This is a genomic window from Arthrobacter sp. BPSS-3, from assembly GCF_044628475.1.
Classification (GTDB): domain Bacteria; phylum Actinomycetota; class Actinomycetes; order Actinomycetales; family Micrococcaceae; genus Arthrobacter.
In genome coordinates this window covers 29463-53787 of record NZ_JBIMMV010000013.1, presented here as the reverse complement: position 1 = coordinate 53787, position 24325 = coordinate 29463, and the positions used below count along the sequence as shown (strand labels likewise).

The window sequence follows — 24325 nt, the reverse complement described above, 5'->3', positions numbered from 1 at the left end:
TCATGTCCTTTGAATCTCGCACAACCTGCGGTTGCGGCTGCTTCATCGCTGGTGCTACTTGCGGTCGATCACTATCAGGTTTCTGTTTACAGCTATCGACTGAGTCGAAACTAGCACTGCTTTCGAAGGCATCCGGGGATTTGTTTACAGAAAACAAACCCGCGTGTCGCGTCGCTCCGGCCCCGAATGCCCAGCGAAATCAGCGAATTGACGTTCACGACTGCCGGGTGGACCCGGGGCGCCTCAGCGCAGGACCGTTGATCGCGCATGCTCGTCCCCTTTTCGTGGAGTGAGGGCGGCGTCCCCAAGCCGCTTGATATGGTTGTCCCCGTTCCATCCGGGATGCCTGAAACAGCCTAAACCATGTTCGAAACATGTTTCAAGCCATGTTCCGTTGAAGATACCGAAGGGCCAGTAGTCGTGACGCAACCCTTGCGATCCCTGCCTGTGACCACCTCTCAGCGGGCTTTCCGCGATGCATCGTCCGCATTCTCATCCTTGGAACTTCCAAGCGCCCTGACTCTAGACCGCCTCGTCAGCGTCGTTGCCGGGATCCGTGGCAAGCAAATCCGGATACGTGCCACTGAAAAACTCGTCGGGACTTCCATCTGTGGTCTCTGGCTTCCTGGAACGAAGGTCGAGTGGGTCTTTCATCCTCCAACGCCCTGGGAGCTACAGCGTCAACAATTCATCCTTCACGAGCTTGCCCACATGGTTCTTGGCCATGACACAACACCGGGCGCAGGGACCGTTCTGAAGAGCGGCTTCCGCGGTCTTTCTCCCGAAATCGTGCGCAGGGCGCTTATGCGGACCGAATATCGGACCCTCGAAGAGGCGACGGCCGAGTATCTTGCCGATCTCTTGGCGGAGGCCTTGAGGAAGGGGCCCCGCGAACCGGGTGCCTTTGAGGATGTGTTCGGCTAATGGAGATCATCGCCGCAGGGCTCATGGTGGCCCTGACTCTTGTTGTTATCGCGTCGCGTGGCCAGGGTAAGGACACCAGCATTCTGTTCGCCTCGATGCTGATCTCAGTGGCAATGCTTCTCAATGTTGACGCTTTATACGTGCTTGCAGACGGCTGGGTCGGGGCGAAGAACTTCGCGGACCTGGGATCAAATCTATTTCTGCTCACAGGGATCTATTTTCTTGCCCGAGCCATCCACCGCGCTGCGGGGCCGGCGTCTTATGGCAACGAATCTTCGTATGACAGGTGGGCCAAGATGGGGCTTGCAGGTGCCACCATCTCGGCCACTGCCCTGTTCCTTTTGGTTGACGCCCCTGTAACGTCGACAACTTTTATGAGGGACTTCGGTGGAGCATGGGCGGCGGGTCTATATTCCGCTGTGCAGTATCTCTACATCGGCGCGGTTATGGCAGCCGCAGGTTGGACATGCGTGCGGTTCCGAAAATCGTGGACCGCGAGGGTCTATACCATCGCGTTCGCGCTGGTTGGTTTTGGATGCCTATCCGCGGTTCTGTTAGTCCTAGATGTTCTATTACTGGACACCCTCCATGTTCTCGACATCGTCGCGCCTCTCTCGGTGCTGTCCGGCGTGTATGCGGGGTTGAACTCGGTTACATTCTTTTTGCTTTGCACCGGCTTAGCCTTGCCTCCGGCCAGCCGCAAGGTCGCGGCCATGCGCGAAACAGTGCGAACCAGCTCTGTGATTGCTGGTTTGGAACCAGTCTGGGGGCAGGCAGTAGCAGGGAATGCCGGGCTGACACTGGATCTTGGCGTGGTTCCGAAACGTCCAGATCGGCGGCGCAGGGAGCTGCACCGCATGGTTGTAGAAATCCAGGATTCTCTTGCACGGGATCCAGACGTACGGGACAAAATCGGGACCAAAGGTCTCACTAAGCTGTCGAATGCCTCCGATCACCTCGAGAGGCTCTCGTGGCGTCCTCGCTGAGCTCCGTGTTGCGAGCAGGCCTTTTCGGGGCTGCAGGAGTAGGTGGGGCCGCGCTGATTTGGGCGGCCCGAGAGGCAACGTCACCGACCTACAAGCCCACCTATGACATCGTCCCCTTAGAAATTTCCGACGACCAGATTCTGTTTCGAGCCTCGCGACGCACACTAGCGCCGGGCCAATTCGGGTTTCACCTTTCTAGTGGCGGCCCGCCGGCCGTAATCGGACCGGTCGTATCTGTCCAAAAGGGAAAAGTCCTGCGCCAACTTCTTTTTCGGCCCGCGGATCTTTCCATCTATTCCCGGGGGCGGTGGAGTGGCATCGTCTCGGTGAACCCTTTGTCCGTTGCACCTGACGCGACCGCGGCCTTTATAGAGACTTCCCTCGGCTCAGCCCCTGCATGGGTGATCGACCGCGGAACTAACTGCTGGGCCATCCATGTCCATGGGCAGGGAAGCTCGAAGGCTCAGACTTTGCGTGGGGTTGAGAGCGCATCGGGGCTGGGACTCAGCTCGTTGGTGATTTCATATCGCAACGATGGTGAGGGTCCCAGCTCGAAGGACGCGAGATGCCACCTGGGCGAATCAGAGTGGCACGACATAGAAGCGGCTCTTCAATTTGTTGCGGAGCGCGGTGGAACTGAGTGCATAGTGTTTGGCTGGTCACTCGGGGCCACTATGGCTCTAAATGCCGTACAGCGGTCACCGCTGGCTCGGACGATTAAGGGCTTGGTCATGGTTTCGCCGGCATTGGTTTGGGAGGAGGTGCTGCGTGCGAACGCCCACCATCACGGGTGGCCCCGGGTGTTGGGCTCGCTCATGGCCCGTCTCCTAGCGCTCAGCTCATTCAGCAGACTGGTAGGCCTCGAGGCTCCGATCGATGTACGAGGTGCTGACAGGACCAGGGTTGCGGGCGATCTGGGCATTCCGGTCCTGATCATCCATAACAAGAACGATTGGTCTGTCCCTTTTGAAATTTCGACTCGTTTCGCACAGGCTCACGAGGATTGGATCGAACTAGTTGAGTTTGACTGTTCCGGGCACACTCAAGAATGGAATTCCGACCCGGTATGGTGGAACCTAGCCGTCCGCCGCTGGTACGAGAATTGGTTCCGTTCTGGCCCGACCGGAAAACAAGCTGCGACAGCCAGCGAATGAAAGTAGATGGTTGAATTTATGGTTGGCGGTGACAGCCCCCAGACTCGATTGGAGCGAGCGGAGACACTCGCTCGCAAGGTGAACCTCCTCCTGGATGTCGTCGTGGCCGAAGGCGGGGAACCCTATGAGTTCTCCGACATCCAAGCGGGCGTGCGCGAAAATGGGTACGAACTCTCTCGGACGCGCTGGTGGCGTATTCGTTCCGGTGAGTCACCTGACGCTGTCCCAAGAGAAGCTCTGGTTGCGCTGGCCAAATTCTTCGAGGTAGATCCGGCATACCTGACCGATGAAACCGGCGAGCTCCCGGAACGGATTGAGCGCGAGTTGCAGCTCTTGAAAAGGATGCGTCGCAACAGATTAAAGAACATCGCCGCGCGGACTCTCGGCGACATAGACATCAAGACCCTCGAGGCAATTAACGCGCTCCTGGATGATGTGGATGGCGATGAGGGCGTCAATTTGCCTTAGTTTGAACCATGATTGAAACATGTTTCAATCCTGATATCGTAGATGCGTGCGCACTTCGACATCTTCCAAGATCCGGTCCTGCGCGGTCGCTTGCCACCACCCAACCCCGCACCAATCTCAGTCAGGCGCCTTCGATAAAGGCGGCGTATGCCTGAACCAGTTGGCGAACCCGAGTTCGGTGGATCGCGTATACAACATTCTTGCCATGCCGCAGACCCGCAGGTGGATCAGTTTGGACCAATCCCGCCTTGGAAAGGACATCGAGGTGTCGGTTCAGGCTCGGCCGGCTGATATCCAGAGCAGAGTGCAGACGCCCGACCGTGGACGGGCCGAGCCTGGAGAGGTTATGCAAGATGTCAGCGCGGGCTCGATTGCCAATGAGGCTGACTGCTGCCTCAACATCGACGGGCATCTTCGGTCGAAGCAAATTCGGCATGCCTCAATCTTGCCTGACCCTTTTCGAGGACGCACTCTATCAATAAATAATAGAGTTATTGTAGGTCGATCATTGTGGCGCAATTGAGGGTGCCGCGGCTGCAAGTAGGCGCCGCAGTTGGCTTGTTCTCGATCTTTCTTGGCCTGGTCCTGTCGATGGTGCTGCTCCTTTCCGAGCCATCTCCTGCTGCCGCCTGCGGCCCAGCGATTTCCGTGTCCGTGGACGCCAACACCAAGGTCGACGGCTACACACAGGAACAGCTGAAGAATGCTGCGTCGATCATGGGCGCTGGTAAGGCTTTGAACCTGTCCGTGAACGGTCAGATGCTCGCGGTGATGGTTGCCCTGGGGGAGTCCGGCCTTCGTGTTCTCGACAGCGGCGACGTAGCCGGCCCCGATTCGCGCGGTCTGTTTCAGCAGCGTGGCAATGGTGCATGGGGCTCTTACGAAGACCGTATGAACCCGACCAAGAGCGCCACGAACTTCGTCAAGGCGTTGCAGGGTGTGCCGGGGTGGGAGTTGCTTGAGCCAACGATCGCGGCCAACAAGGTCCAGCGCAACGCTGACCCGTACCACTACCAGAAGTACTGGCCCGACGCTGTGAAGATCGTCCAGGCTCTCTCCGCCTCGAAGTTCTCCCTGCAGGGAAGCGAGTGCGGGATCCCGGGGCAGTCAGGCGCCGGGAACGACTACCCGTGGAAGAGCTCACCGACCTGGATGCAGGCCGGCGCCAACGCTTCCAGCACCTCACCGCTGGGCATGTACTACCGGGAGTGCGTGGACTTCGCCCTGTGGCGCGTGAACCAGCAGATGGGATCCACGAGTGCCCCGTTCAAGTTCCTCAACGGCACCTTCCGTCCCGACGGTCAGGGCCTGGGTTCGGCACTGACGTGGAAGGCCGGCTGGGATGCCAAGGGCTGGCCCACCGGCCGCGCACCGAAAGTCGGTGCAGTGGTCTGGTATGCGCCAGGGGCCGGGGGAGCGGACCCCAGCTTCGGCCATGTCGGCGTGGTGAAGGAAGTCAAAGACAACGGAACTTACGTCGAAGAGGGCTACAACGGCAACCCTGCCCCGGATGACCACAACTACTACACCCGGACCGTGGCCAGCACAGTTCCCTCGGCCTTCCTGTACCTGCCCATCCAAGAGGAGACGAAGTGAAGAAGCCCCTGACCCTGGTGGCCGTGGCGCTGCTATGCGCGGCCTGCGCGCCCGCCGCGTCCACCGGAACCGCGCCGGCGCTATCTTCCAGCGCCAGCACCACACCCTCAGCGCCGGTCTCTCTGAGCGCCAACAGCGGCCCCCAGGCACCCGGCGGCACCGTCCCTCCCACCATCGGCATCACCTGGGATCAGGCCAGCAAGGACGACGCGCTGGACGTTGCTGAGAACGCAATGACCGACTTCGCGCGTCCGAGCCTTAATGAGAAGCAGTGGGCCAACGACCTGGCCCGCTGGCTGACTCCTCAGGCCACCGCGGATTACTCCTCCGTCGACCCTTCCAACATTCCGGCCTCCCGCGTCACCGGAGCGGCCACCTTGTCCGTCGATGAGGCCAACGGTTACGGCGTCACCGCCGCCGTCCCAACCAATGCGGGAACCTACACGCTGCAGCTGCTCCGCACGGACAAGGATGCGCCGTGGAAGGTCAACCGTCTCACCCCGCCCGCATCCTAAACGCCAACCCCCTTTCCCTTCTCACACCTAAGGAACAAGCCGATGGGTACTGTACCAACGCAAGTTATGGCCTTCCCCAGCATCAAGGCCATCGTCCGCGACAACGGCACCGCTGAGGTCGTCGTCGCGGGTAACTCCCGCGTCGTTCCTGTCGGGCAATCCCTGCAGGACCTTCGTAACAACGCACTGGCCCTGGTTGTTGGCGAAGCGCAGACGCTCCAGCGCCCGGTCCGGGTCCAGATCGAGGATCCCGAGGGCCACGGTGAGCTGATCGTCCACCCGGATAACAAGATCGAATCCGTCTCCTACGAAGCACGCACGCCCCGACGCCGGGCCGAAGCACCGACCACCGCCCCGGAAACCGTCGCCCCGGCAGTGATCAGCACCGTCCCCGTTGCGGAGCCGGAGCCGGCAGCGAGGCCGGTGGTTCCCGCGCAGGTTCTTGCGGCCGTGGCCGAGGACCAGCCGTGGCCTCCCGCACCGGCAGAGCAGAGCGAGCCGGCAGCGGTCGCCTCGGAGCAACAAGCGGTTCCTGCGGAGGAAACTCCGACGCGGCGCAGCTTGAAGGACACTTCCTTTCTGGTCAGTGCGCCGGTCCTCGAGCCGGCGACCCAGGGCTGGCGCGGCGCACTCACTCGCCTGGGCATCCGGATGGACCCTTCCGAGGAAGAGCTTTCCGAGCGCGAGGACATCCGTACGGTCAGCCAGCACTGGCCCGGCCCGCGCACCATTGCCGTGGTCAACCGCAAGGGAGGGGCCAACAAGACCCCCACCGTGGTCATGCTCTCGGCAATCCTCGCCCGCTACAGCGGCGCGGCCACGGTCGCATGGGATAACAATGAATCCCAGGGGACCTTGGGCTGGCGGACCGAAAAGGGCGCGCACGACCGCAGCGTGCTGGATCTGATCGACTCCTCAACGGATCTGCTTTCCCCGTCCACGAACGCCGCCGAGATCGCCAAGTTCGTCCACCACCAGACGGCCGATAAGTTCGACGTTCTCCGCTCGGATGAGAACGAAGAAGGCGATCACGAAGTCACCGCCGAGGAAGTCGACATCGCCCACCAGGTCCTGACCCGGTACTACCGGCTCGTCATCATGGATTCGGGCAACACGGCCCGCGCCGCGAACTGGCGGCGCATGATCGACCACACCAACCAGCTCGTCGTCCCCGTGACGGCTATTGAGGACCGTGCCGAGGCTGCCCGCCTGACCCTGCAGACCCTCGAATCCCGCGGTGGCCACGACGCGGAGCTGGCGCGCAACGCCGTTGTGATCGTCTCTGAGTCCACGGACGCGAAACGCTCCATGAGCGGGGATGCCCTGAAGCGGGCCAAAGACGAGGCCGCGCGGATCGCCAGGGGCTTCGAACCCTTCGTCCGCGCCGTCGTCCGCATCCCGTACGACCCGGCCCTGGTCAACGGGCCCATCCGGTACGAAGCCCTCCAGCCCGCCACGCAGCGGGCCTGGCTCGCCGCGGCCGCCGCCGTCGCCGCCGGCTTCTAAACACCACCCACCAGAGACCGAAAGGAGGACCCATGCAACAGACCCTGAACCCCTGGATCACCCGGCCCGCTGTCGAGGCCGAAGCCTCAGAACCGGAGGCACACACCCCGCCGGCGGCCGGGATAAACGCCCCGCTGCGGGGGATGGTCGAACCAGACGCCGCTGACCGCCTGGGCCATCGAAACGTCGCCGGCGCCGCTGCCCTCTGGGTCACCGGAGCCCACGGCGGATCAAGTGAAAGCCGCATTGCGGACCTCCTGGACGGGGCACGCGCCACAGGGCACTGCTGGCCCGTCCCTCAGGACGGAAGCACCCCGAAGCTGCTGCTTGTCTGCCGCGCCGATATGCGCGGACTGACCGCGGCCCGCAGCGCGCTCACCCAGTGGGCCGCCGGCGCAGCCCCGGCCGTTGACCTCCTCGGCCTGGCCATCCTCGCGGACGCCCCCGGAAAGACACCCAAGGCCCTCCGTGACTTCGCCGCCCTTGTCGGCGGGGGAGCACCCCGCCTCTGGACCCTGCCGTGGGTCGAGGCCTGGCGGCACGAAGACACCCCCAGCGTCCCCCCAGCCCGCGAATACCAACGCTTCACCACCGATATAGCTGCACTCCTAGCTGACACCAGCTCCACCAAATGAAAGGTCTCATCATGAACTCTCTCGCCGTATTCGACGGAAGCGTCATCCCCAACCCCACCCCGGTTGTCCCGGCGCAGGCCGGCGGTCTGCTCACGATTCTGAACTGGGCCTCCGGCATCGGCCTGGTCCTCGGCGTACTCGGCGTAATCATCGTCGGCATCGGCATGGTGATCCAGCTGCAGCGCGGTGAGGGCGCCCAGGCCATCGGCAAGCTCGGCTGGGTCCTGCTGGGCTGCATCATCATCACCGGCGCCTCCGGCATCGTTCGCGCGTTCGTCTAAACCACCACCACACGGGAGGTTCACCATGAGCCAGTCCACCGAAGGCAACCCTGAGAGCAACCCCTTCACCAAACCGGGGTTCATCATCGCTACGGCGCTGGTCGTGGCGCTCCTCGCGGCCACCATCGTCATCTTCCTGCTCCCCAAAGGGGATACCGCCGCCCAGCCTGCCCCCGCGTCGCCCTCTGGCAACGTCTCCACGTCGTCGTCGGCTCCGGCCGACGCGGAGGGCAAGAGCATCTGCGGACTGCCCTCCAGCACTGACACAGCGCTGGGAACGGCGCCGAAGTCCAAGTGGGAGCTCGTCGGCAAGACGGCCGCCCCTACCGACCCAAAGACCTTCGGCCCTGGTTTGACTGACGGTGAAGGCTTCCGCTCCTGCTTTGCCCATTCACCGACGGGGGCGCTCTACGCCGCTGTCAACATGATCGCCCTTGGTTCTTCAGCGACAGTGGATTCGCTGAAACTCGCAGACAAGCTTGTGGTTCCGGGCCCCGGCCGCGATGCGGCCATGGCCCAAGCCAAGGCGCAGACCTCAATTCCGAAAAGCGGTGAGGTCGCTCAAGTCAGCGGCTTCCTGGTCAAGTCCTACAGTCCTGCCGAAGCGGACGTCGATCTTGCGATCAAACTCCCGAACGGCGCTTTGGCGCACTCCGTACTCTCCCTACGTTGGGTAGCAGGAGACTGGAAAGTGAAGGCCTCAGATGATGGGCAGGTATTCAATGGAATCGCCCAGCTTACCGATCTGAGCGGCTTCATCCTCTGGTCGGGCGTCTGACATGGCTGAGTGCGGGCTGGGGGACATAACCTGCGTCGCGGGCAACATCGCATCCGGTGCAGTCAACGACGCCATGGGAAACATGGCGAAGGCGATCATGGAGGGCATGAGTCAGATGGTGACGACTCTGTCGACCTTCTGGGTTTCGATGCCGACGGTCAATCTAACGAGCCAGGACGGCAGCGCGGCAAGCCCCGTTGTATCCATGGTCAATGGCGAGCTCATGGTCTGGACAGTAGCGCTGGCAGTGCTTGCCGTCATTGTTGGCGGTATCCGCATGATCTGGGAGCAGCGGGGTGCACCGCTGAAGGAGCTTCTGCGGTCCCTGGTGACGCTGACGCTCGTCTCCGGCCTCGGTCTGGGCGTCATTTCCATTCTGGTGGTCGCGGCGGATGCGTTTTCGGCCGCGATCATCAACCGCTCGACGGACGGTAAAGGGTTCGCGGATGCGATGAAGATTCTGGTCATGACAAACCAGACCGGGGTTGGAGTCTTCATTCTCATCGTTCTGGGTCTGATCGGATTGCTGGCCTCCTTGGTCCAAGTAGTGCTCATGGTCGTCCGTAGCGGGATGCTGGTGATTCTTGCCGGCATCCTGCCTACGACAGCCGCGTTCACGAACACGGAAATGGGCAAGCAGTGGTTCCAAAAGGCTGTGGGCTGGACGATAGCGTTCATCCTCTACAAGCCGGCCGCGGCAATCGTCTACTCCGTCGCGTTCCTGCTCATGGGCAGTAGCGGAAAGAACGCACTGATCGGCTCGATCACAGGGTTCACGCTCATGGTTGTGGCCCTGTTCGCGATGCCGGCGCTGATGCGCTTCGTCACCCCCATGGTGGGTGCTGTCGCATCCGGGGGCGGGGCGGGTGCCGGCGCCGCTGTCGGTGCGGTGGCCACCGGCGCCGTTTCCTTGGGGCGCGGCGGTAGTGGGCGAGGCAATGCCGCCCCTACACCGGCCAGTTACACGGGCACCCAGGCCGGTGCGGCTCCGAGGGAAGCGAGGGGACACCGGGACCCAAGGGAAGCGGCGGCAAGCGGACTCCCGGGTCGGCAGGATCGGCCGGCGCACCGGGAGCTGCCACCGCGGGAGCCGCAGGAGCTGCGGGCTCAGCGGGTGCAGCAGGAGCCGGCACCGCCGGCGCTGCCGGCGCCGCGTCAGGTGCAACGGCAGCAGCCGGCCCGGCTGGCATGGCCGTGGCAGCAGGAACACAAGTAGCGTCCCGGGTTTCCCAGGCCGCACAACAGACCGCACAGGACTCAACCGGGGAGGGCCCCAGTGGCAGCAATTAGCACCGAATACAAAGAACCGTCCTACGGAAACTGGCGCGTGCCGCGTTCGGCCGGGCTGGGCAACCTCGGCGCCATCGGCACCGGCATCGTCATGGTCGGTCTGTTGCTGGGCATCACGAGCTTCGCTATCTGGGGCCTGCTTCCGGGCCTGGCTGTGCTGGCCGTCGCCGGTATCAGCGCCCTGCTGCTGACGGTCAAGGACAAGCATGGCCAGTCCGTTGTCGACCGGTTCGCTACCCGGATGAGCTTCCGGATCTCGAAGTCCTCGGGCACGAACCTCTACCGTTCCGGCCCGCTGGGTGTGACCCAGTGGGGCATGTACCAGCTACCCGGACTTGCAGCGAAGTCCACGCTGTACGAATTCGCTGACTCCTACAAGCGCCCGTTCGCTCTCCTGCACGTCCCGGCCACGAACCACTTCACGGTGATCTTCTCCACCGAACCCGATGGCGCGTCCCTGGTCGACCCGGAACAGGTCGACGCGTGGGTAGCCAACTGGGGCGGCTGGCTCGCCGGCCTCGCCGACGAAGCCGGACTCGACGCCGCCGCCGTCACCGTGGAAACCGCACCGGACTCGGGCTACAGGCTCCGCAACGAAGTCGAGATGAACATCGACCCCAACGCCCCGGCCTTCGCCCAGGCCATCCTCCGCGAAGTCGTGGACACCTACCCCGAAGGCTCCGCCACCGTCCGGGCCTGGGTGTCCCTGACCTTCAACGCCTCCCTCCGGGCCGGGTCGAAGAAGCGCACCCCGGAGGACGTCGCCCGTGACCTCGCCTCCCGCATCCCGGGCCTCTCGGCCCGGCTGCAATCCACCGGCGCCGGCATCGCCCGTCCCATGTCCGCCCAGGAACTCTGCGAAGTCGTCCGAATCGCCTACGACCCGCCGGCTGCCCTTATCATTGATGAAGCCCACGCCGCCGGCTCCCCGGTCTCCCTGAACTGGGGCGAGGTCGGCCCAACCGCGACCCAGGCCTCCTGGGATGACTACCGCCACGACAGCGCATTCTCCGCCTCGTGGACCATGACCGGGGCTCCGCGCGGGTCCGTGAACTCCTCGGTCCTCTCCCGCCTGCTGGCCCCGCACGGGGACATCGACCGCAAACGCATCTCCCTGCTCTACCGTCCGATGGACTCGGCCCGCGCCGCGGCCGTCGTTGAACGGGACCAGAACAACGCCAACGTCCGCATCACCTCCGGGAACCGGCCCTCTGCCCGCGCCCTGGTCGATGCCCGCTCCGCGGTGCAGACCGCCCAGGAAGAAGCCCAGGGCGCCGGCCTGGTGAACTTCGGCATGGTCGTCACCGCCACCGTGACCGACAAGGAACGCCTCGCGGACGCCGTGGCCGCCATTGAACAGACCTCCGGCACCGCCCGGGTGCTGCTCCGCCGGGCCTACGGCTCCCAGGACACCGCCTTCGCCGCGTCCCTGCCCCTCGGGCTGGTCCTGCCCAAGCACAGCATGGTGCCCTCCGAGATTAAGGACGCCCTCTAATGGCCCGCATGCGCCTTTTGACTGCAAAGAAGTCAAAGACAGTAAAGGATCCTGTCGAGCGTCCGGAGAAGCGCCCGGCGCGGGACGCCGGCCCGGGCGCGCGGGGTTGGACGGGCCGCGGCGGCGGGATGGCCGCCCTCGTTCCGTCCGTCACGGAATACCGTGGCACCACGGTCCAGGTCTGCGGTCTGTGGCCGTTCTCCTCGGGCGCGTCCTCGCCCATGATCGGTGTGCCGCTGGGCCGGCACGAGGAAACCCAGGCCACGGTCTGCTGCGACCCGATCAGCTGGTTCCAGCGGGCCCGGCTGATTTCCAACCCGTCCGCATTCATCCTCGGCAAGCCGGGCCTGGGCAAGTCCACACTGGTCCGCCGCATGTTCCTGGGCCTCTCCGCACAGGGCGTCAACGCCCTCGTCCTGGGCGACCTGAAGGGTGAGCACGTCAAAGCCGTCCAAGCACTGGGCGGGCAGGTCATCAAGCTCGGCCGCGGCGTCGGGTACCTGAACATCCTTGACCCCGGCCAGGCCGTCGAAGTCGCCCAGCGACTCGAAGAAGCCGGCCACCACGAGGCCGCCACCCGCGTCCGCGCCGACGCCCACGGCCGCCGCCTGAACATGGTCGTCTCCCTGATCACCATCAGCCGGAACAACCCGCCCACCGACCAGGAACAAACCATTCTGGACCGTGCCCTGCGGGTGCTCGATGAACGGTTCGACGGGGTCCCGGTCCTCAAAGACCTTCTCGACGTGATTGTCTCCGCCCCTGACGAGCTGCGCCAGGTCGCACTGGACCGCGGCGACATCAATGTCTACCTCAGAGAAACCCGCGCGCTGGAGGCAACCCTGCTGGGTCTGACCGGCGGCGGGAAGCTCGGCGAAATCTTCTCCCGCCAGACCACCAACCCCATGAGCCGGGACCGCGCCGTCGTCTTCGACGTCTCCACCATTGACGAGACCGAAACAGACCTGCAGGCCGCCGTGCTGCTGGCCTGCTGGTCCTACGGCTTCGGCACGGTCAACGTCGCCAACGCCCTCGCCGACGCCGGCCTCGAACCTCGGCGGAACTACTTCGTCGTCCTGGACGAGCTGTGGCGGGCGCTGCGCTCGGGCAAGGGCATAGTCGACCGGGTCGATGCCCTGACCCGGTTGAACCGTTCCGTGGGTGTCGGGCAGATCATGATCTCCCACACCATGTCCGACCTGCTCGCACTGCCGGCAGAAGAAGACCGGATGAAGGCCCGCGGGTTCGTTGAACGCTCCGGCATGGTCATCTGCGGCGGTCTCCCCGCCTCCGAGATGCCGCTGCTGACTCAGGCAATCCCGCTCTCGCGGCAGGAACAGCAGAAGCTCATCTCCTGGCAGGACCCGCCCGCCTGGGACTCACGCGGCGCCGACGTCGAACCCCCGGGCCGCGGAAAGTTCCTCATCAAGGTTGGCGGCCGCCCGGGAATCCCGGTCCAGATCGGCTTGACCTCCATCGAACGGGCCGAGGGCCTGAACGACACCAACACCCGTTGGCACGAACCCGCGGCTCCGTTGCTTGATCCTGCGACCACTGAGCTGCCGACGACAGGAGCCAGTTCATGAGAAGACCGACTTTCACCGAATTGTGGTACCGCTGCGTTGAGGCCGTGTTCTTCTGCGCTGCAGTGGCTTTTAGCGTCTTGGTGAACATGATTGCTGACCCATCTCATTCTCAGGGTCTGGTGTCCTGGCTCTGGCTTTGGTTGATTTTGGCGGTGGCATCGGGCGTCCTAGGGATCTACATCCACCGCGTCAAGAGAACTCCAAACCACAAAATCACGTGGACCAGAAATGGCCTTACGATCCTCAGCGTGTTTGCCTCTGCCATAGCCTTCAATTTTCCTCCGTCATGGATAACACCATGGGATGCGGTTCCGCTGTGGAGCACATTGATCGGCTGGATCTTCATATTCCTGTCGCTTGCCCTGCTCGAACCGATCTGGAAAGCCGAAACCAAAGACAAGGCTGAGATCAAGGCCCTCCGACTGGAAATCGTGAAGCTGAAACTTGAAGCAGCGAACAGGAAGGCCACGGTCGGGAACAGGGATCTCCTCCAGAATGGCGGTAAAGCGAGAGGTGGCAAAAAGTGAGCGCACCGAACCGCAAAGGCATGGGCCTGGGGGACGCCATCCTGGTCTGGCTGGCCATCGGCTTCATCGTCATCGTCGGCGGCGGCACGTACGCCGCCGTGCACATCGGCTCATGGATGGCCGGCCTGCCGACCCCTCCGGGCCACCCCATCGACCTGATCGCCGGCCTCGTGAAGGGCAAAGTCATCTGGCCGGCCCAGGCAACTGTCGTTGTGGCCGTCATCGTGGGTCTGATCCTGGCGCTGGCTATCGTCGTGTTCTGGGCGTGGCGGAAGGGTGCTTCCAAGCGTGCCCGGGTCGACAAAGCCGCCCGGTACCTCGGCCGCGGTAAGAACCTCACCGCGTTTTCCGAAAAGGGCGCCCAAGCCACCGCAGACCGGCTGGGCGTCGCCGGGAAACCGGGCATCGTTGTCGGCAAAGTCGTCTCCACCGGGCAAACATTCATCCAGTCCTGGGAAGACCTCAGCCTCGACATTTGGGGACCCCGTACCGGTAAGTCCACCTCCCGCGTTATGCCGGCGATCCTGGACGCCCCGGGCGCCGTCGTGGCTACCTCGAACAAACGCGACGTCGTTGACGGCACCCGCGGCGTCCGCGCAACCACCGCCCCTGTCTGGGTCTTCGACCCTCAAAAAATCGCTCAGGAAGAGCCCGACTGGTGGTGGAACCCGCTCTCCTACGTCACCGACGAAGAGAAGGCCTACAAGCTCACCCAGCATTTCTCAGTCGGCTCCCGCGTTCCGGGTTCCAAGCCGGACGCTTACTTCGATCCCAAAGCCGAAGACATTCTCTCCTCCTACTTCCTCGCCGCTGCCCTTGGCGACCTGCCAATCACGCAGGTCTATTTCTGGGTGACCGAGCAGGTTAGCCAGGAACCAATCGAGATCCTGAAAGAGCACGACTACGAGCTGCAGTACCGGGGCCTGGAATCCACGCTCAAGCTCGCGGACAAGCAGCGCGACGGCATTTTCGGCACCGCCGAGAAGATGATCCAGTGCCTCAAGAGCCGCAACACCCTCCGCTGGGTAGCCCCCACCGGAGGTGCCACGGTTGCCATGGACGCCCGCCGGCAGTTCAACCCTCACGCCTTCGCCGCGTCGCAGGAAACGATCTACATCCTCTCCAAGGAAGGGGCAGGCTCTGCGGCCCCGCTCACCACGGCCCTGACCGTGGCCATCGCGGAAGCCATGGAAGAACGGGCGGAACGGAGCGGTGGACGCCTCCCCAAGCCGGCGCTCTTCGCCCTGGACGAGCTCGCCAACGTCGTACGCTGGGCCGGCCTGCCGGACCAGTTCAGCCACTACGGCTCAAAGGGCCTGATCGTCATGGGCATCCTGCAGTCCTGGTCCCAGGGCGTCGAACTCTGGGGCGAGGCGAACATGAGAAAGATTTGGTCCGCAGCAAACGTCAAGGTCTACGGCGGGGGAGTGGCCGAAGAAGGATTCCTCCGCGCCCTCTCGGACCTCATCGGGGACTACAGCTACACCAACGTCTCCATCAGCTCCGGCAAAACCGGGTCCAGCCGTTCACGCCAAGAGGGGAAGGAACGGATCTTCGACGTCTCCAACCTCGCCGAACTGGACCGCGGCCGCGCCGTCGTCCTCGCCTCCGGCGCTCCCGCCACCCTCGTCCGCACCATGCCCTGGTACACAGGAGCCCACAAGGAGGCCGTCGAGGCATCCATCAAGCATTACAGCCCGCGCCCCGAAGAAGAAGCTGTTCCGGCCGCTGCCGCTGCGGTCTCCAACCCCTGGGTCACGGGCTAAGGAGAGGCTGAAATGACTACCGAAATCGGCCTCTTCGGCTCAATCGACGCCGAAACACCCGCAGCTGTTCCGGCAGAAGATCAGAAGACACCCGAGCTGGTCTACGGCTCGGCCGAGGAATTTCTTCACGAGCAGCTGCTGCCCACCTACGTCCGCGACGTCGACGGCCGCGCCGCTAAATGGTGCATCGAGTGGTACTTCCACCCGGAAGCTGTCAGCCGGATAGAAGCCCTGTGGCGCGCCTGGGAACATCTGCGGCTGGACGGAGCGACAGGGATAAGTGTCTGGTACAGAGACCATGCCGACCACCACATGAGCGTGCTCCTGGACCCCCGGGGCCCGTTCTACAAATGTGACATGCAGAAGCACCGCGACCCCGATCATCTTGAACCCAAAAAGGCCCCATCCGGCTGGTTTCCGGACGTCCGCGAATTTCGATAGTGGAACGGACAAGCTGTCCGGCTCGTCCCGCCTTGGCAATTTTTGATGATCACAAAAAGACATTTCAGCTGTGAGGCGCCCCTGCGAGTGTGGCCCAGGCGAGGCCGGCGGTGATGCCGATGACCAGGATCAGGGATGCCGCGCCGACGGCGGTTCGGGCCGCCCATGGCCGGGGCGAGAAGTCGCCGGCGCCCGGCGTGTCTGGGCCGGCTGCCCGGAAGGCGGGGGCTATCCAGCGCAGGTAGTAGAACAGGCTGACGATGGTGTTCACGGCGGCGATGACTGTCAGCCACCAGAACCCTCCGTCCCAGGCCGCCGTGAAGACCGTCAGTTTTCCGAGGAACACGGCGGTGGGCGGGGTTCCCACGAGGCTGAGGAGGGAGACGACCAGGGCCCCGGCGTGCCAGGGCCGGGCGCTGCCCAGGCCCTGGAACCCGGCGAGGGTGCGCCGGTCGGGGTAGGCGGCTGTGACTGCGAAGGCGGCCAGGTTGGACACGGCATAGCCGGCGAGGTAGACCAGCAGCGCCGGCAGGGCCAGGGGCACGCTTCCGGCGACGGCGACGGGCATGAGCAGGTAGCCTGCCTGGCTCACGGTTGACCAGCCGAGCAGCCGTCGCGGATCGTCCTGGGTGTAGGCGGCAAGATTTCCCAGCGTCATGGTCAGGGCGGCCAGTACGGCGATCAGCAGGGGCCAGTTCACCGTCCCGTGGACCGCGTCCAACAGGCGGTAGGCGGCGATGAATCCGCCGACTTTTGGCACCGTGGTGGCGAATGCTGCGCTGGCGGTCCCCGCACCTTGGGCGGCGTCGGGGACCCAGAAGTGGCCCGGCACGGCGCCGGCCTTGAACATCAGCCCGGCGATGATGCCGAGGAGGCCGACGGCGATCGCGGCGCCGGGCGCGGTGGCCAGGCCGGACGCGAGGCCCGCGTAGTCGGTGGTTCCGGCGAGCCCGTAGGTGATGGTCACTCCGAGGAGCAGCGCAATGCCGAACAGCGCGCCCATGAGGTAGGTCTTGAGGGCCGCTTCCGCCCCGCTCCGGGTTCGGTTCATTCCGATCAGGGCATACAGGGGGACGCTGGCTAAGAGAAATGCGACGGCGAGGACCAGCAGGTCGCTGGTGCCGGCCAGTACGACGGCGCCCAGCGAGGCGAGCAGGACAAGGGCGTGGTGTTCGCTTTCCCTGTCGGTTCCCTTGAGTTCGTCCCGGCCGAGCAGGATAACCAGCAGCGCGGAGACTGCCACTATCAGCCGGGCCGCCCCGGTGGCGGCGTCGACGGTGTAGCTGCCGTCGTACACGCTGGACACCGGCGCGCCGAGGGCGGCCACGGCAGCGGCAGCCGCGCCAAGCAGCGCCACAATGGCGATGAGCCGGGTGATCCACTGCCGCTGGCGGGCCAGGAAGGAACCGGTGAGCAGGGCGGTGATGGCGCCGGCCAGCAGGAAGATTTCGGGCAGCAGGGCCAGCGGGTCCGGGCCCGAATGTGCGGCTTCGGTCAGGAGTAGAAGAGTCACCGGTTACCGCCGAACCAGGGTAACTATGGCGTCGGCCGCCGGGGTGATGACAGCCAGCAGGGGCGCGGGGAACACTCCGACGACGGCTGAGAGGACCAGCAGGGACCCTGCGGAGAGCATCTCCGCCGGGCGGAGGTCCGTGAACCCCTCGGCCCTGCCCTTGACCGGGCCGGTAAAGATCCTCTGGAGGGCTCTGAGGAACAGCGCGGCGGTGATCACGATCCCCGGCAGTGCAATGGCGGTGAGCGGGACGGCCCCGATGCTTCCGGCGAAGATCTGGAACTCGGCGATGAAGCCGCTGAAGGCCGGGAGGCCGAGGGAGGCGAACGCCGCGACGGCGAAGAAGCCGGCAAACTTCGGTGCCGGCGCCGCCAGCCCGCCGAAGGCACCCATGTCGTAGGTCTTGGCCCGGTCCTGCAGGACCCCGGCCAGCAGGAACAGCGCCCCGGTGATGAGGCCGTGGCTGACCATTTGGGTGACGGCGCCGGTGACGGCTGTGGCGCGGACCGTTGACCCCGCGCCCGTGGCGGCTCCGGCCGCTCCGAGGGCGATCAGGATGTAGCCCATGTGGTTCACCGAGGTATACGCGATCATCCGCTTCAGATCGCTCTGGGCCAGCGCGACCAGGGCGCCGTACAGGACCGAGAGGATCCCGACGGTGAGGATGGCCGGGGACCAGGCCCGCCAGGCCTCCGGCAGCAGCGGCATGGCTATTCGGACGAACCCGTAGGTGCCCATCTTCAGCAGAATTCCGGCCAGCACCGCGGAACCCGTGGCCGGGGCATCGGTATGGGCCGGAGGCAGCCAGGTATGGAACGGCACGGTGGGTGTCTTGACCGCCAGGCCCAGGAGAATCGCGGCGAGCACGAAGCCGCCGGCGGGGTTGCCGCGGAAAGCGTTCGCCGCGGCGAGTTCGGGAATGTCGAAGGTGTGGGGATCGGCGCCCAGGTACAGGCCGATGAAGCCAACCAGCAGGGCGAGGGAGCCAAGGAAGGTGTAGAGGAAGAATTTCATGGCGGAGCGGGCGCGGTCTCCGTGGCCCCATCCGGCGATGACGAAGTACATCGCCACGATCGATAGGTCAAAGAAAAGAAAGAACAGGATCAGGTCCTGCGCCGCGAACAGGCCGAGGCAGGTTGTCTCCAGGAACAGGAAGAGCGCCGACCGGGCCCTGACCCGGTCCCGGGACTTCCAGTCATAGACGGCACAGGCCAGAAAGATGACCGTGGACAGCACCAGCAGCGGCAGCGACAAGCCGTCCACGCCCAGGTGGTAGCTGCTGCCGACATTGGGTATCCACTGCAGTCGTTCCTCGTAGGCCAGGCCGCCCGGCCCGGGGTCGCGGTAACCGGCCCAGAGGCCGACGGCCAGCACGGCCTCCACGCCCGCCGTCGCGGCGAACACCGTCCGTGCCGCGGAGTCCTTCAGCCGGGGCAGTCCGGCCAGCACCGCCGCTGCAGCCAGTGGCAACACAATAATCAGGCTAAGCACACTTACCTCACGAAAATCAGGAGAACCGCGGCACCCACGAGGAGCAGCACCGCCTGGGCGTAATACTGGTGGATCAAACCGGTCTGCGGCCGCTTGGCCTGCCGGCCCGCGCTGCGGAAGCCGCGGGCCACGGACTCGACGCCACGGTCTACCGCGGCATCGGCCCGGGACGCGGGACCGGCGGCCTTGACGATCGTCCGGGCCATCGCCATAACGCCGCGGTCCAGGACCCGGTCATCGAACAGCGCCAGGGCGTGCGCGGCCCGCTCAACCGGGCGGACCACGACGGCGGCCGCGGCCCGCTCCAGTCCGAACCAGTCCGCCGCGTGCCCGGCCCGGACGGAGGCGGGACGCCACAGGCTGTAGGCCAGGACCGCGACGGCCAGGGCCGCGGACGTGATCAATTCGGCAACGCCCGGCTCCGCGCCGCCACCCACGGCGGCGCTGACGGCTCTGCCGACCGGGCCCGAGACCAGCAGGCCACCGACGGCGGCCGCGGCGGCCAGGGCAGCGACCGGAAGAATCTGCCCGGGCTCCACCCGGCGCGTGCCCTTCTCTTCCGTGTCGTAGGCGGCGGCTGCGTCGGCTGGCAGCGGCCGCCACACCAAGGCCAGGGCCTTGCCGGCGTAAGCCGCGGACAATGCGGCACCGGCGAGGCCTGCGGCATACAGGGCCGGGGATACCTCAAGGGCGGCGGCGAGCACATTGTCCTTGGTGGCCCAGAGGGACAGGGGCGGCATCCCGGCCAGGTTCAGCGCCCCGACGGTAAAGGCGGCCCCCAGGACCGGCCAGCGGCGCGCGGCACCCCGGAGCGCCGGAAGCTGCTTGGTGCCCAGGGCGGCCAGCCAGGCCCCGGCGGAGAGGAACAACGCGGCCTTCGTCGCCGCGTGGGCCATCAGGTGCGCGGCGCCGCCTGCCACGTCGCCGACCCCGGCCCCCATCACGACGAACCCTAGCTGCGCGGCCGTGGACGCGGCGAGCAACTGCTTCAGATCCTTTTGCGCGAGCGCGACGACCCCCAACAGGACGGCCGTGGCGGCGCCGGCCCAGGCCGCCGTCGTCGGGCCCCAGGCCGTGGCGGCGAGCAGAGGCTGGGTCCGCAGCAGCAGGTAGCCGCCCATGGCGACCATTGCCGCCGAATGCAGCAGTGCGCTCACCGTGCTGGGACCTTGCATAGCGCGGGACAGCCAGAAGCTGAACGGCAGCTGGGCGGCCTTGCCGAGGGCGGCGGCCAGGATTCCGGCCGTAGCAGCGTCCCGCCATCCCGGGGGCAGGTCCGCGAGGGAGCCCAGGTCCAGCGTCCCGCCTCCGGCGAAGGCCACTCCCGCAGCAAGATACAACCCCAGGTCGGCGCTTCGGGTGGTGACGAAGGCGGTCAGGCCGGAGCCGACGCGGTGGCTTTCGCGCCAGTTGAAGCCGATCAGGGCGAAAGAGGCTGCCCCCATCAGTTCCCAGGCGAAAAGGAGCGCCGCTAACGTGGTCGCCGTCAACGTCACCAGGACCGCGGCGGAGAAGAGGAGCATGAGTCCGTGGAAGCGGGCGGCGCCGGACGTTCCCTCGGCGGCGGCGAAGACCAGCACCAGCAGCGTTACCGCGGCCACGACCGGAAGGATGAGGGCCGTCAGGCCGTCGACGGTGAGCCCGAAGCTGGTTCCGGCCATGAACGGCGCGCTCCAGGAAGGCCGGGCGGCGGCCAGCGCGGCGGTCGCGGCGAGCACCAGGAGGGAGACCCCGATGGCGGTGCCCGGGGCGATGCGGTCGGCCCGGTGGCCGGCGACGCAGAGCCCGGCACCGGCGGCGGCCGGAAGGAGGATCGCGAGGATCAAGAGGACGCTCATTCGGAGAGCTCCGTGGCCATGTCCGTCATGTCCGTCTGCTGGGACCGGTGCAACAGTGTCGCCACGGCAAATCCCAATGCCATTTCGACCGTCATCGCCGCGATAACGACCAGCAGGAGAACCTGGCCGTCCGGTGCGGGGGCGAGGAACCACCAGAAACCGGCGGCGGCCAGGATGACGCCGTTGATCATCAGTTCCAGTCCCATCATGACCATGACGACCACCTGCTGGGACAGTGCGCCGTAAAGTCCCACGCTGAAGAGCGCGGCGGCAGCCACCAGGACAAGGGGCAGACTCATCAGTGCCCACCTCCATGGTGTCCATGATCGTGCGGGGCGGCACCGCCGTCGGATCCGGTCCCGCCGCGATCCGTGCCGCCGGCGGCATCCCCGGGGGCAGCCAGGGGAGGGGGATAGCCCCGGTAGCGGCCGCGGGGATTGGCAAGGACCACGGCGGAGACGAGGGTGGCGAACAGCACCGGACTCACCGTCAGCATCACGAGCATCTTGTTGCCCATGATCGCCTCGCCCAGCGAGGCGGTGAGGTCCACGGCAGGTGCGCCGCGGCGGGCCGGCCAGGGAACCAGGAGCGCCCCCGCGGCGAGCACTACGAAGACGCCGCCCGCGATCAGGAGGGAACCCCGTTTGTTGTGAACCATGTCCATGGGCATCAGGGCCGGGTTCATCCCCATGAACATGACCATGAAGATGGCCATGATGGCCATCTCCATCACCATCATCAGGATCGTCACCACGCCGATGTAGTCCAAACCGAACTGCAGCATCATGGCGCCGACGGCGACGAAGGACACAGCCAGGGCGTAGGTGGCCCGCGCCATGGAATCCGTGCGGAACACGGCTATGCCGGCGGCTACGGCGATCAGGGCAAGTGCGGCAAAAATAACGGTGGTCAGCATGTTTTCAACCTCTCGCAACAGCGACGACGGCGACCACGGCAAGCTGGAGGAGCACGGCCGGCAGCGCCACGAGCCAGGCCGGGGCCATCAGCTGGTCGGGCCTGAGCGGACCCAGGCGCCGACGGACGACCAGGAGCACGCCCAGCAGCACCAGCGTTTTCGTCAGGAACCAGGCCCAGCCGGGGAGGAACGGTCCCGCGCCGCCGCCCAGGAACAGGGCGACGGCGAAGCCCGAACCGACAGCCAGCAGCATGTGCCGGCCGGCGAGCAGCAGAAGACGGTCCACGCCGGCGGCCTCAGCCAGGACCCCTCCGCCAAGGTCCGCCCCTGCCGGTGCGTCGAACGGCCGGTGCAGCGAAAACGCCAGCACCGCGGCGCAGAAAACCACGAACGCGACGGGCATCCAAGCCACGTACCAGAGCGTTTCCTGGCCCGCGACGATGTCCGCCATGCGCAGGCTTCCTGCCGCGACCGCCGGAGCGGTCAGGGCGAACATCAGCGGCAGCTCGTACCCGAGGGCCAACCCGAGGAACCGGTAGCCGCCGATCATCGCGTGGGCGGAGTTGGGCCCCCACCCTGCCAGCCAGACCGCAGCCCACACCATGACGTCCATGGCGTTGAACCAGACCAGCCCGACCGGTAGGTCCGCGATGACCCAGGACCCGAACGGCAGGACCGCGGCCATCAGCACGGCGATGACCGGCAGACCCGTCGTCCCGATCCGCCACAACAGGACGTCGGCCGAGAGCAAGGACCGGCGTGGTTGGCGAAGGAGCCGCGCCGTTTCCGCGACAGGCGCCAGCAGCCCGCCCCGGCGGCCATCCGAGCGCGCCTGTACCCCGGCGTCGAAGACCGCCCCGGCAACACCCGCCAGTACCGTCAGGAGCACCGCAGCCGCGGCCCAGACCGGGGCCACCTGCACGACGCCGCTCACCGGGCTGCCGCCGTCAACGCCGCGACCGGGGACAGATCAAGACTTGCAACGATGAGCCGGACCCGCCCGAGTTCCTGCCCGGCCGCCAGGTCCGCCAGCAGCGCGGCGTCCACGTGCCGGCTGAGCCGGGGCGGCGGCTGATAAACCCCCGCGGCAGCGGAGACTGCCGCTTCGACCATGCCGAGCAGGCGCTCCCAGGCGTCGGTGCCCGCCTCCGGACGGGGCGCGTCCGTCCCGACCCGGCCCACGTCCCGCAGGGACCGGCGCAGCAGGAAGGAACGCTTCAGTCGCGACAGTTCGGCAGTGAGAGGTCCGTGGCTGGCGGCCGAGGAGCCGCTCGCCAGCGCCTGGTTCCGGATCCGCTCCATCCGTCCGGCTGCGTCGGTGCTCCCCGCGAGCCGCAGGAGCCGGGAGGCCAGGTCGGTCTGGTGAACCACTACCGCCCGGGAGTCGGCCACGGTTGCCTCGGCCCCGGGGCCGGTCGACAGCCATTCGGCCTGCGCGGACATTACGACGTCGCCCTGCAGCGTGCAGCGCAGCACCAGTCCGGCGGGCCAGAAGGGGAGCACGGGACCCAGAGGTACCTGCAGCTCGTCCAGGTCCAGGCCGTCCCGGTCCGCGCCCTGACCGGCGAGGCCGATCCCGTCCGGCATCGGCATGTCCATGCCGCCGTGATCCATACCGCCATGGTCCATGTCGCCGTCGTCCATCTGGCCGTTGTCCATGTCGCCGTTGTCCATGTCGCCGTCGTCCATGTCGCCGTCGTCCATGTCGCCGTTGTCCATGTCGCCGTCGTCCATGTCGCCGTCGTCCATCTGGCCGTTGTCCATCTGGCTGTGGTCCATGTCGCCGTCGTCCATGTCGCCGTTGTCCATCTGGCTGTGGTCCATGTCGCCGTCGTGCATCTGGCCGTGGTCCCGGCAGTCCGGTGAGCCGGCGTCATTGTTCCGCGCCCCGGCCTGGGAGGCCTGCCGCTCGGGGTCGGCGAGTTCCCGGGCGCACGCGGTCAGTGCCCCGTCAATGTCCGCGGCCGCCACGACAGTTGTTCTGGCCCGGGGCGAGGGAAGCTCATCCCAGATCCGGTCCAGGACCTGGGCGAGGTCGGCTGCGGGTTCCCCGCAGACACAGAGGATGTCCGCGTCCGCTGGGGACAGCGCGGGCACCCAGCCCCGCTCCACCATGTCCTGCTCCACTGCCATCCGGACTGAAGCATGACCGGGTGCCTCGACGATCAGAACGTGACAGCGCGTGGTCGCCAGCCTGCCCAAAATATTCTTTAGACCCACTTGAACGCCCCTTCCCGCCAGGCCCAGACCACACCGGCCATCAGCACTCCGAGGAAGACAAACATCTCGATCACGGCCCCCGCTCCAAGCCGGCCCACCACTGCCGCCCACGGGTACATGAAGAGCATTTCGACGTCGAAGGCCAGAAACACCAGGGTCACGGGGTAGTAGCGGGCGTGATAGCGGGACAGCGCGTGCTGGTCGGGGATCCAGCCGCTGAGGAACGGTCGGCTGATCAGCGGATTACGCGCGACGGCAGTGAGTTTGGCGAAGGCATACAAGCCTCCGACTCCCGCCAGGACCAGCCCCAGCATGCTCAGGATTCCCCAGTACATCGACAATCAGCCTTTCCCTTCACCCGCTTCCGGCCGCTGACCAGCGCGCCGGGTTCCGCTGCCG

At 65.7% G+C, this 24325-nt stretch carries 25 protein-coding genes; 16 read left to right on the top strand and 9 right to left on the bottom strand.

Annotated features, from left to right (window positions below; translation table 11 throughout):
* Positions 1–498: 498 nt before the first annotated feature.
* From ACFVY3_RS16460 to ACFVY3_RS16445, 4 genes are read left to right on the top strand one after another with little or no spacing between them, the layout of a single operon-like run.
* Positions 499–924: a hypothetical protein gene (locus ACFVY3_RS16460; protein ID WP_400160546.1), complete on the top strand. Its 426-nt coding sequence runs from the start codon at positions 499–501 to the stop codon at positions 922–924.
* A complete protein-coding gene (locus tag ACFVY3_RS16455; RefSeq protein ID WP_400160545.1) occupies positions 924–1910 on the top strand; it encodes a hypothetical protein in 987 nt (328 codons plus the stop codon). Before ACFVY3_RS16460 ends, ACFVY3_RS16455 begins: the two co-directional genes overlap by 1 nt.
* On the top strand, positions 1895–3064 hold the full coding sequence (locus ACFVY3_RS16450; RefSeq protein ID WP_400160544.1) for an alpha/beta hydrolase family protein: 1170 nt from the start codon (positions 1895–1897) through the stop codon (positions 3062–3064). Before ACFVY3_RS16455 ends, ACFVY3_RS16450 begins: the two co-directional genes overlap by 16 nt.
* Before the next feature lie 6 nt (positions 3065–3070).
* Positions 3071–3532 (top strand): hypothetical protein, encoded by a 462-nt coding sequence (locus ACFVY3_RS16445; RefSeq protein WP_400160543.1) that lies wholly within the window; start codon positions 3071–3073, stop codon positions 3530–3532.
* A 121-nt stretch (positions 3533–3653) separates the two neighbouring features.
* Here the strand turns inward: ACFVY3_RS16445 and ACFVY3_RS16440 are convergent, their stop codons facing one another.
* The gene (locus ACFVY3_RS16440; RefSeq protein WP_400160562.1) at positions 3654–3944 is read right to left on the bottom strand and encodes an ArsR/SmtB family transcription factor; all 291 of its coding nucleotides are present in this window, start codon (positions 3942–3944) and stop codon (positions 3654–3656) included.
* Between the two features lie 179 nt (positions 3945–4123).
* On the opposite strand from ACFVY3_RS16440, the gene ACFVY3_RS16435 reads away from it, so the two are divergent.
* The 12 genes from ACFVY3_RS16435 to ACFVY3_RS16380 all read left to right on the top strand — a co-directional run bounded on the left by ACFVY3_RS16435 (position 4124) and on the right by ACFVY3_RS16380 (position 15948).
* Complete coding sequence (locus ACFVY3_RS16435; protein WP_400160561.1) at positions 4124–5128, top strand: CHAP domain-containing protein; 1005 nt, start codon at positions 4124–4126, stop codon at positions 5126–5128.
* Positions 5125–5643: a hypothetical protein gene (locus tag ACFVY3_RS16430; RefSeq protein ID WP_400160542.1), complete on the top strand. Its 519-nt coding sequence runs from the start codon at positions 5125–5127 to the stop codon at positions 5641–5643. The genes ACFVY3_RS16435 and ACFVY3_RS16430 overlap by 4 nt, the downstream gene beginning before the upstream one ends.
* A gap of 42 nt (positions 5644–5685) precedes the next feature.
* Positions 5686–7149, top strand: coding sequence for a chromosome partitioning protein ParA (locus tag ACFVY3_RS16425; protein ID WP_400160541.1), 1464 nt, complete (start codon positions 5686–5688; stop codon positions 7147–7149).
* 32 nt (positions 7150–7181) lie between these two features.
* Positions 7182–7784: a DUF6668 family protein gene (locus tag ACFVY3_RS16420; RefSeq protein WP_400160540.1), complete on the top strand. Its 603-nt coding sequence runs from the start codon at positions 7182–7184 to the stop codon at positions 7782–7784.
* Positions 7785–7795: 11 nt separating this feature from the next.
* Positions 7796–8065 carry a hypothetical protein gene (locus ACFVY3_RS16415; protein WP_400160539.1) on the top strand — a complete coding sequence of 90 codons (270 nt, stop codon included), beginning with the start codon at positions 7796–7798 and terminating at the stop codon, positions 8063–8065.
* Between the two features lie 25 nt (positions 8066–8090).
* Positions 8091–8843, top strand: a complete 753-nt coding sequence (locus ACFVY3_RS16410) for a hypothetical protein (RefSeq protein ID WP_400160538.1) — start codon at positions 8091–8093, stop codon at positions 8841–8843.
* An 82-nt stretch (positions 8844–8925) separates the two neighbouring features.
* The gene (locus ACFVY3_RS16405) at positions 8926–10059 is read left to right on the top strand and encodes a hypothetical protein (protein ID WP_400160537.1); all 1134 of its coding nucleotides are present in this window, start codon (positions 8926–8928) and stop codon (positions 10057–10059) included.
* Positions 10060–10119: 60 nt separating this feature from the next.
* The gene (locus tag ACFVY3_RS16400) at positions 10120–11628 is read left to right on the top strand and encodes an SCO6880 family protein (protein ID WP_400160536.1); all 1509 of its coding nucleotides are present in this window, start codon (positions 10120–10122) and stop codon (positions 11626–11628) included.
* The gene (locus tag ACFVY3_RS16395; protein WP_400160535.1) at positions 11628–13214 is read left to right on the top strand and encodes a helicase HerA domain-containing protein; all 1587 of its coding nucleotides are present in this window, start codon (positions 11628–11630) and stop codon (positions 13212–13214) included. The genes ACFVY3_RS16400 and ACFVY3_RS16395 overlap by 1 nt, the downstream gene beginning before the upstream one ends.
* Positions 13211–13741 (top strand): hypothetical protein, encoded by a 531-nt coding sequence (locus tag ACFVY3_RS16390; RefSeq protein WP_400160534.1) that lies wholly within the window; start codon positions 13211–13213, stop codon positions 13739–13741. The genes ACFVY3_RS16395 and ACFVY3_RS16390 overlap by 4 nt, the downstream gene beginning before the upstream one ends.
* The gene (locus ACFVY3_RS16385) at positions 13738–15507 is read left to right on the top strand and encodes a TraM recognition domain-containing protein (RefSeq protein ID WP_400160533.1); all 1770 of its coding nucleotides are present in this window, start codon (positions 13738–13740) and stop codon (positions 15505–15507) included. Before ACFVY3_RS16390 ends, ACFVY3_RS16385 begins: the two co-directional genes overlap by 4 nt.
* 12 nt (positions 15508–15519) lie before the next feature.
* A complete protein-coding gene (locus tag ACFVY3_RS16380; protein ID WP_400160532.1) occupies positions 15520–15948 on the top strand; it encodes a DUF4913 domain-containing protein in 429 nt (142 codons plus the stop codon).
* Positions 15949–16012: 64 nt separating this feature from the next.
* On the opposite strand, the gene ACFVY3_RS16375 is transcribed toward ACFVY3_RS16380, so the two are convergent.
* The 8 genes from ACFVY3_RS16375 to ACFVY3_RS16340 all read right to left on the bottom strand — a co-directional run bounded on the left by ACFVY3_RS16375 (position 16013) and on the right by ACFVY3_RS16340 (position 24261).
* Positions 16013–17461: an NADH-quinone oxidoreductase subunit N gene (locus tag ACFVY3_RS16375; protein ID WP_400160531.1), complete on the bottom strand. Its 1449-nt coding sequence runs from the start codon at positions 17459–17461 to the stop codon at positions 16013–16015.
* Positions 17462–17464: 3 nt separating this feature from the next.
* Entirely contained in the window at positions 17465–18952 is a 1488-nt protein-coding gene (locus ACFVY3_RS16370) for a NuoM family protein (RefSeq protein WP_400160530.1), read from the bottom strand.
* A 2-nt stretch (positions 18953–18954) separates the two neighbouring features.
* Complete coding sequence (locus tag ACFVY3_RS16365; protein ID WP_400160529.1) at positions 18955–20790, bottom strand: proton-conducting transporter membrane subunit; 1836 nt, start codon at positions 20788–20790, stop codon at positions 18955–18957.
* The gene (locus ACFVY3_RS16360; RefSeq protein ID WP_400160528.1) at positions 20787–21089 is read right to left on the bottom strand and encodes an NADH-quinone oxidoreductase subunit NuoK; all 303 of its coding nucleotides are present in this window, start codon (positions 21087–21089) and stop codon (positions 20787–20789) included. The genes ACFVY3_RS16365 and ACFVY3_RS16360 overlap by 4 nt, the downstream gene beginning before the upstream one ends.
* Positions 21089–21706 carry an NADH-quinone oxidoreductase subunit J gene (locus tag ACFVY3_RS16355; RefSeq protein WP_400160527.1) on the bottom strand — a complete coding sequence of 206 codons (618 nt, stop codon included), beginning with the start codon at positions 21704–21706 and terminating at the stop codon, positions 21089–21091. Before ACFVY3_RS16355 ends, ACFVY3_RS16360 begins: the two co-directional genes overlap by 1 nt.
* 4 nt (positions 21707–21710) lie before the next feature.
* Entirely contained in the window at positions 21711–22640 is a 930-nt protein-coding gene (locus tag ACFVY3_RS16350) for a complex I subunit 1 family protein (RefSeq protein ID WP_400160526.1), read from the bottom strand.
* Entirely contained in the window at positions 22637–23839 is a 1203-nt protein-coding gene (locus tag ACFVY3_RS16345) for a hypothetical protein (protein ID WP_400160525.1), read from the bottom strand. The genes ACFVY3_RS16350 and ACFVY3_RS16345 overlap by 4 nt, the downstream gene beginning before the upstream one ends.
* Before the next feature lie 77 nt (positions 23840–23916).
* Positions 23917–24261 (bottom strand): NADH-quinone oxidoreductase subunit A, encoded by a 345-nt coding sequence (locus ACFVY3_RS16340; protein WP_011689666.1) that lies wholly within the window; start codon positions 24259–24261, stop codon positions 23917–23919.
* Positions 24262–24325: the final 64 nt, after the last annotated feature.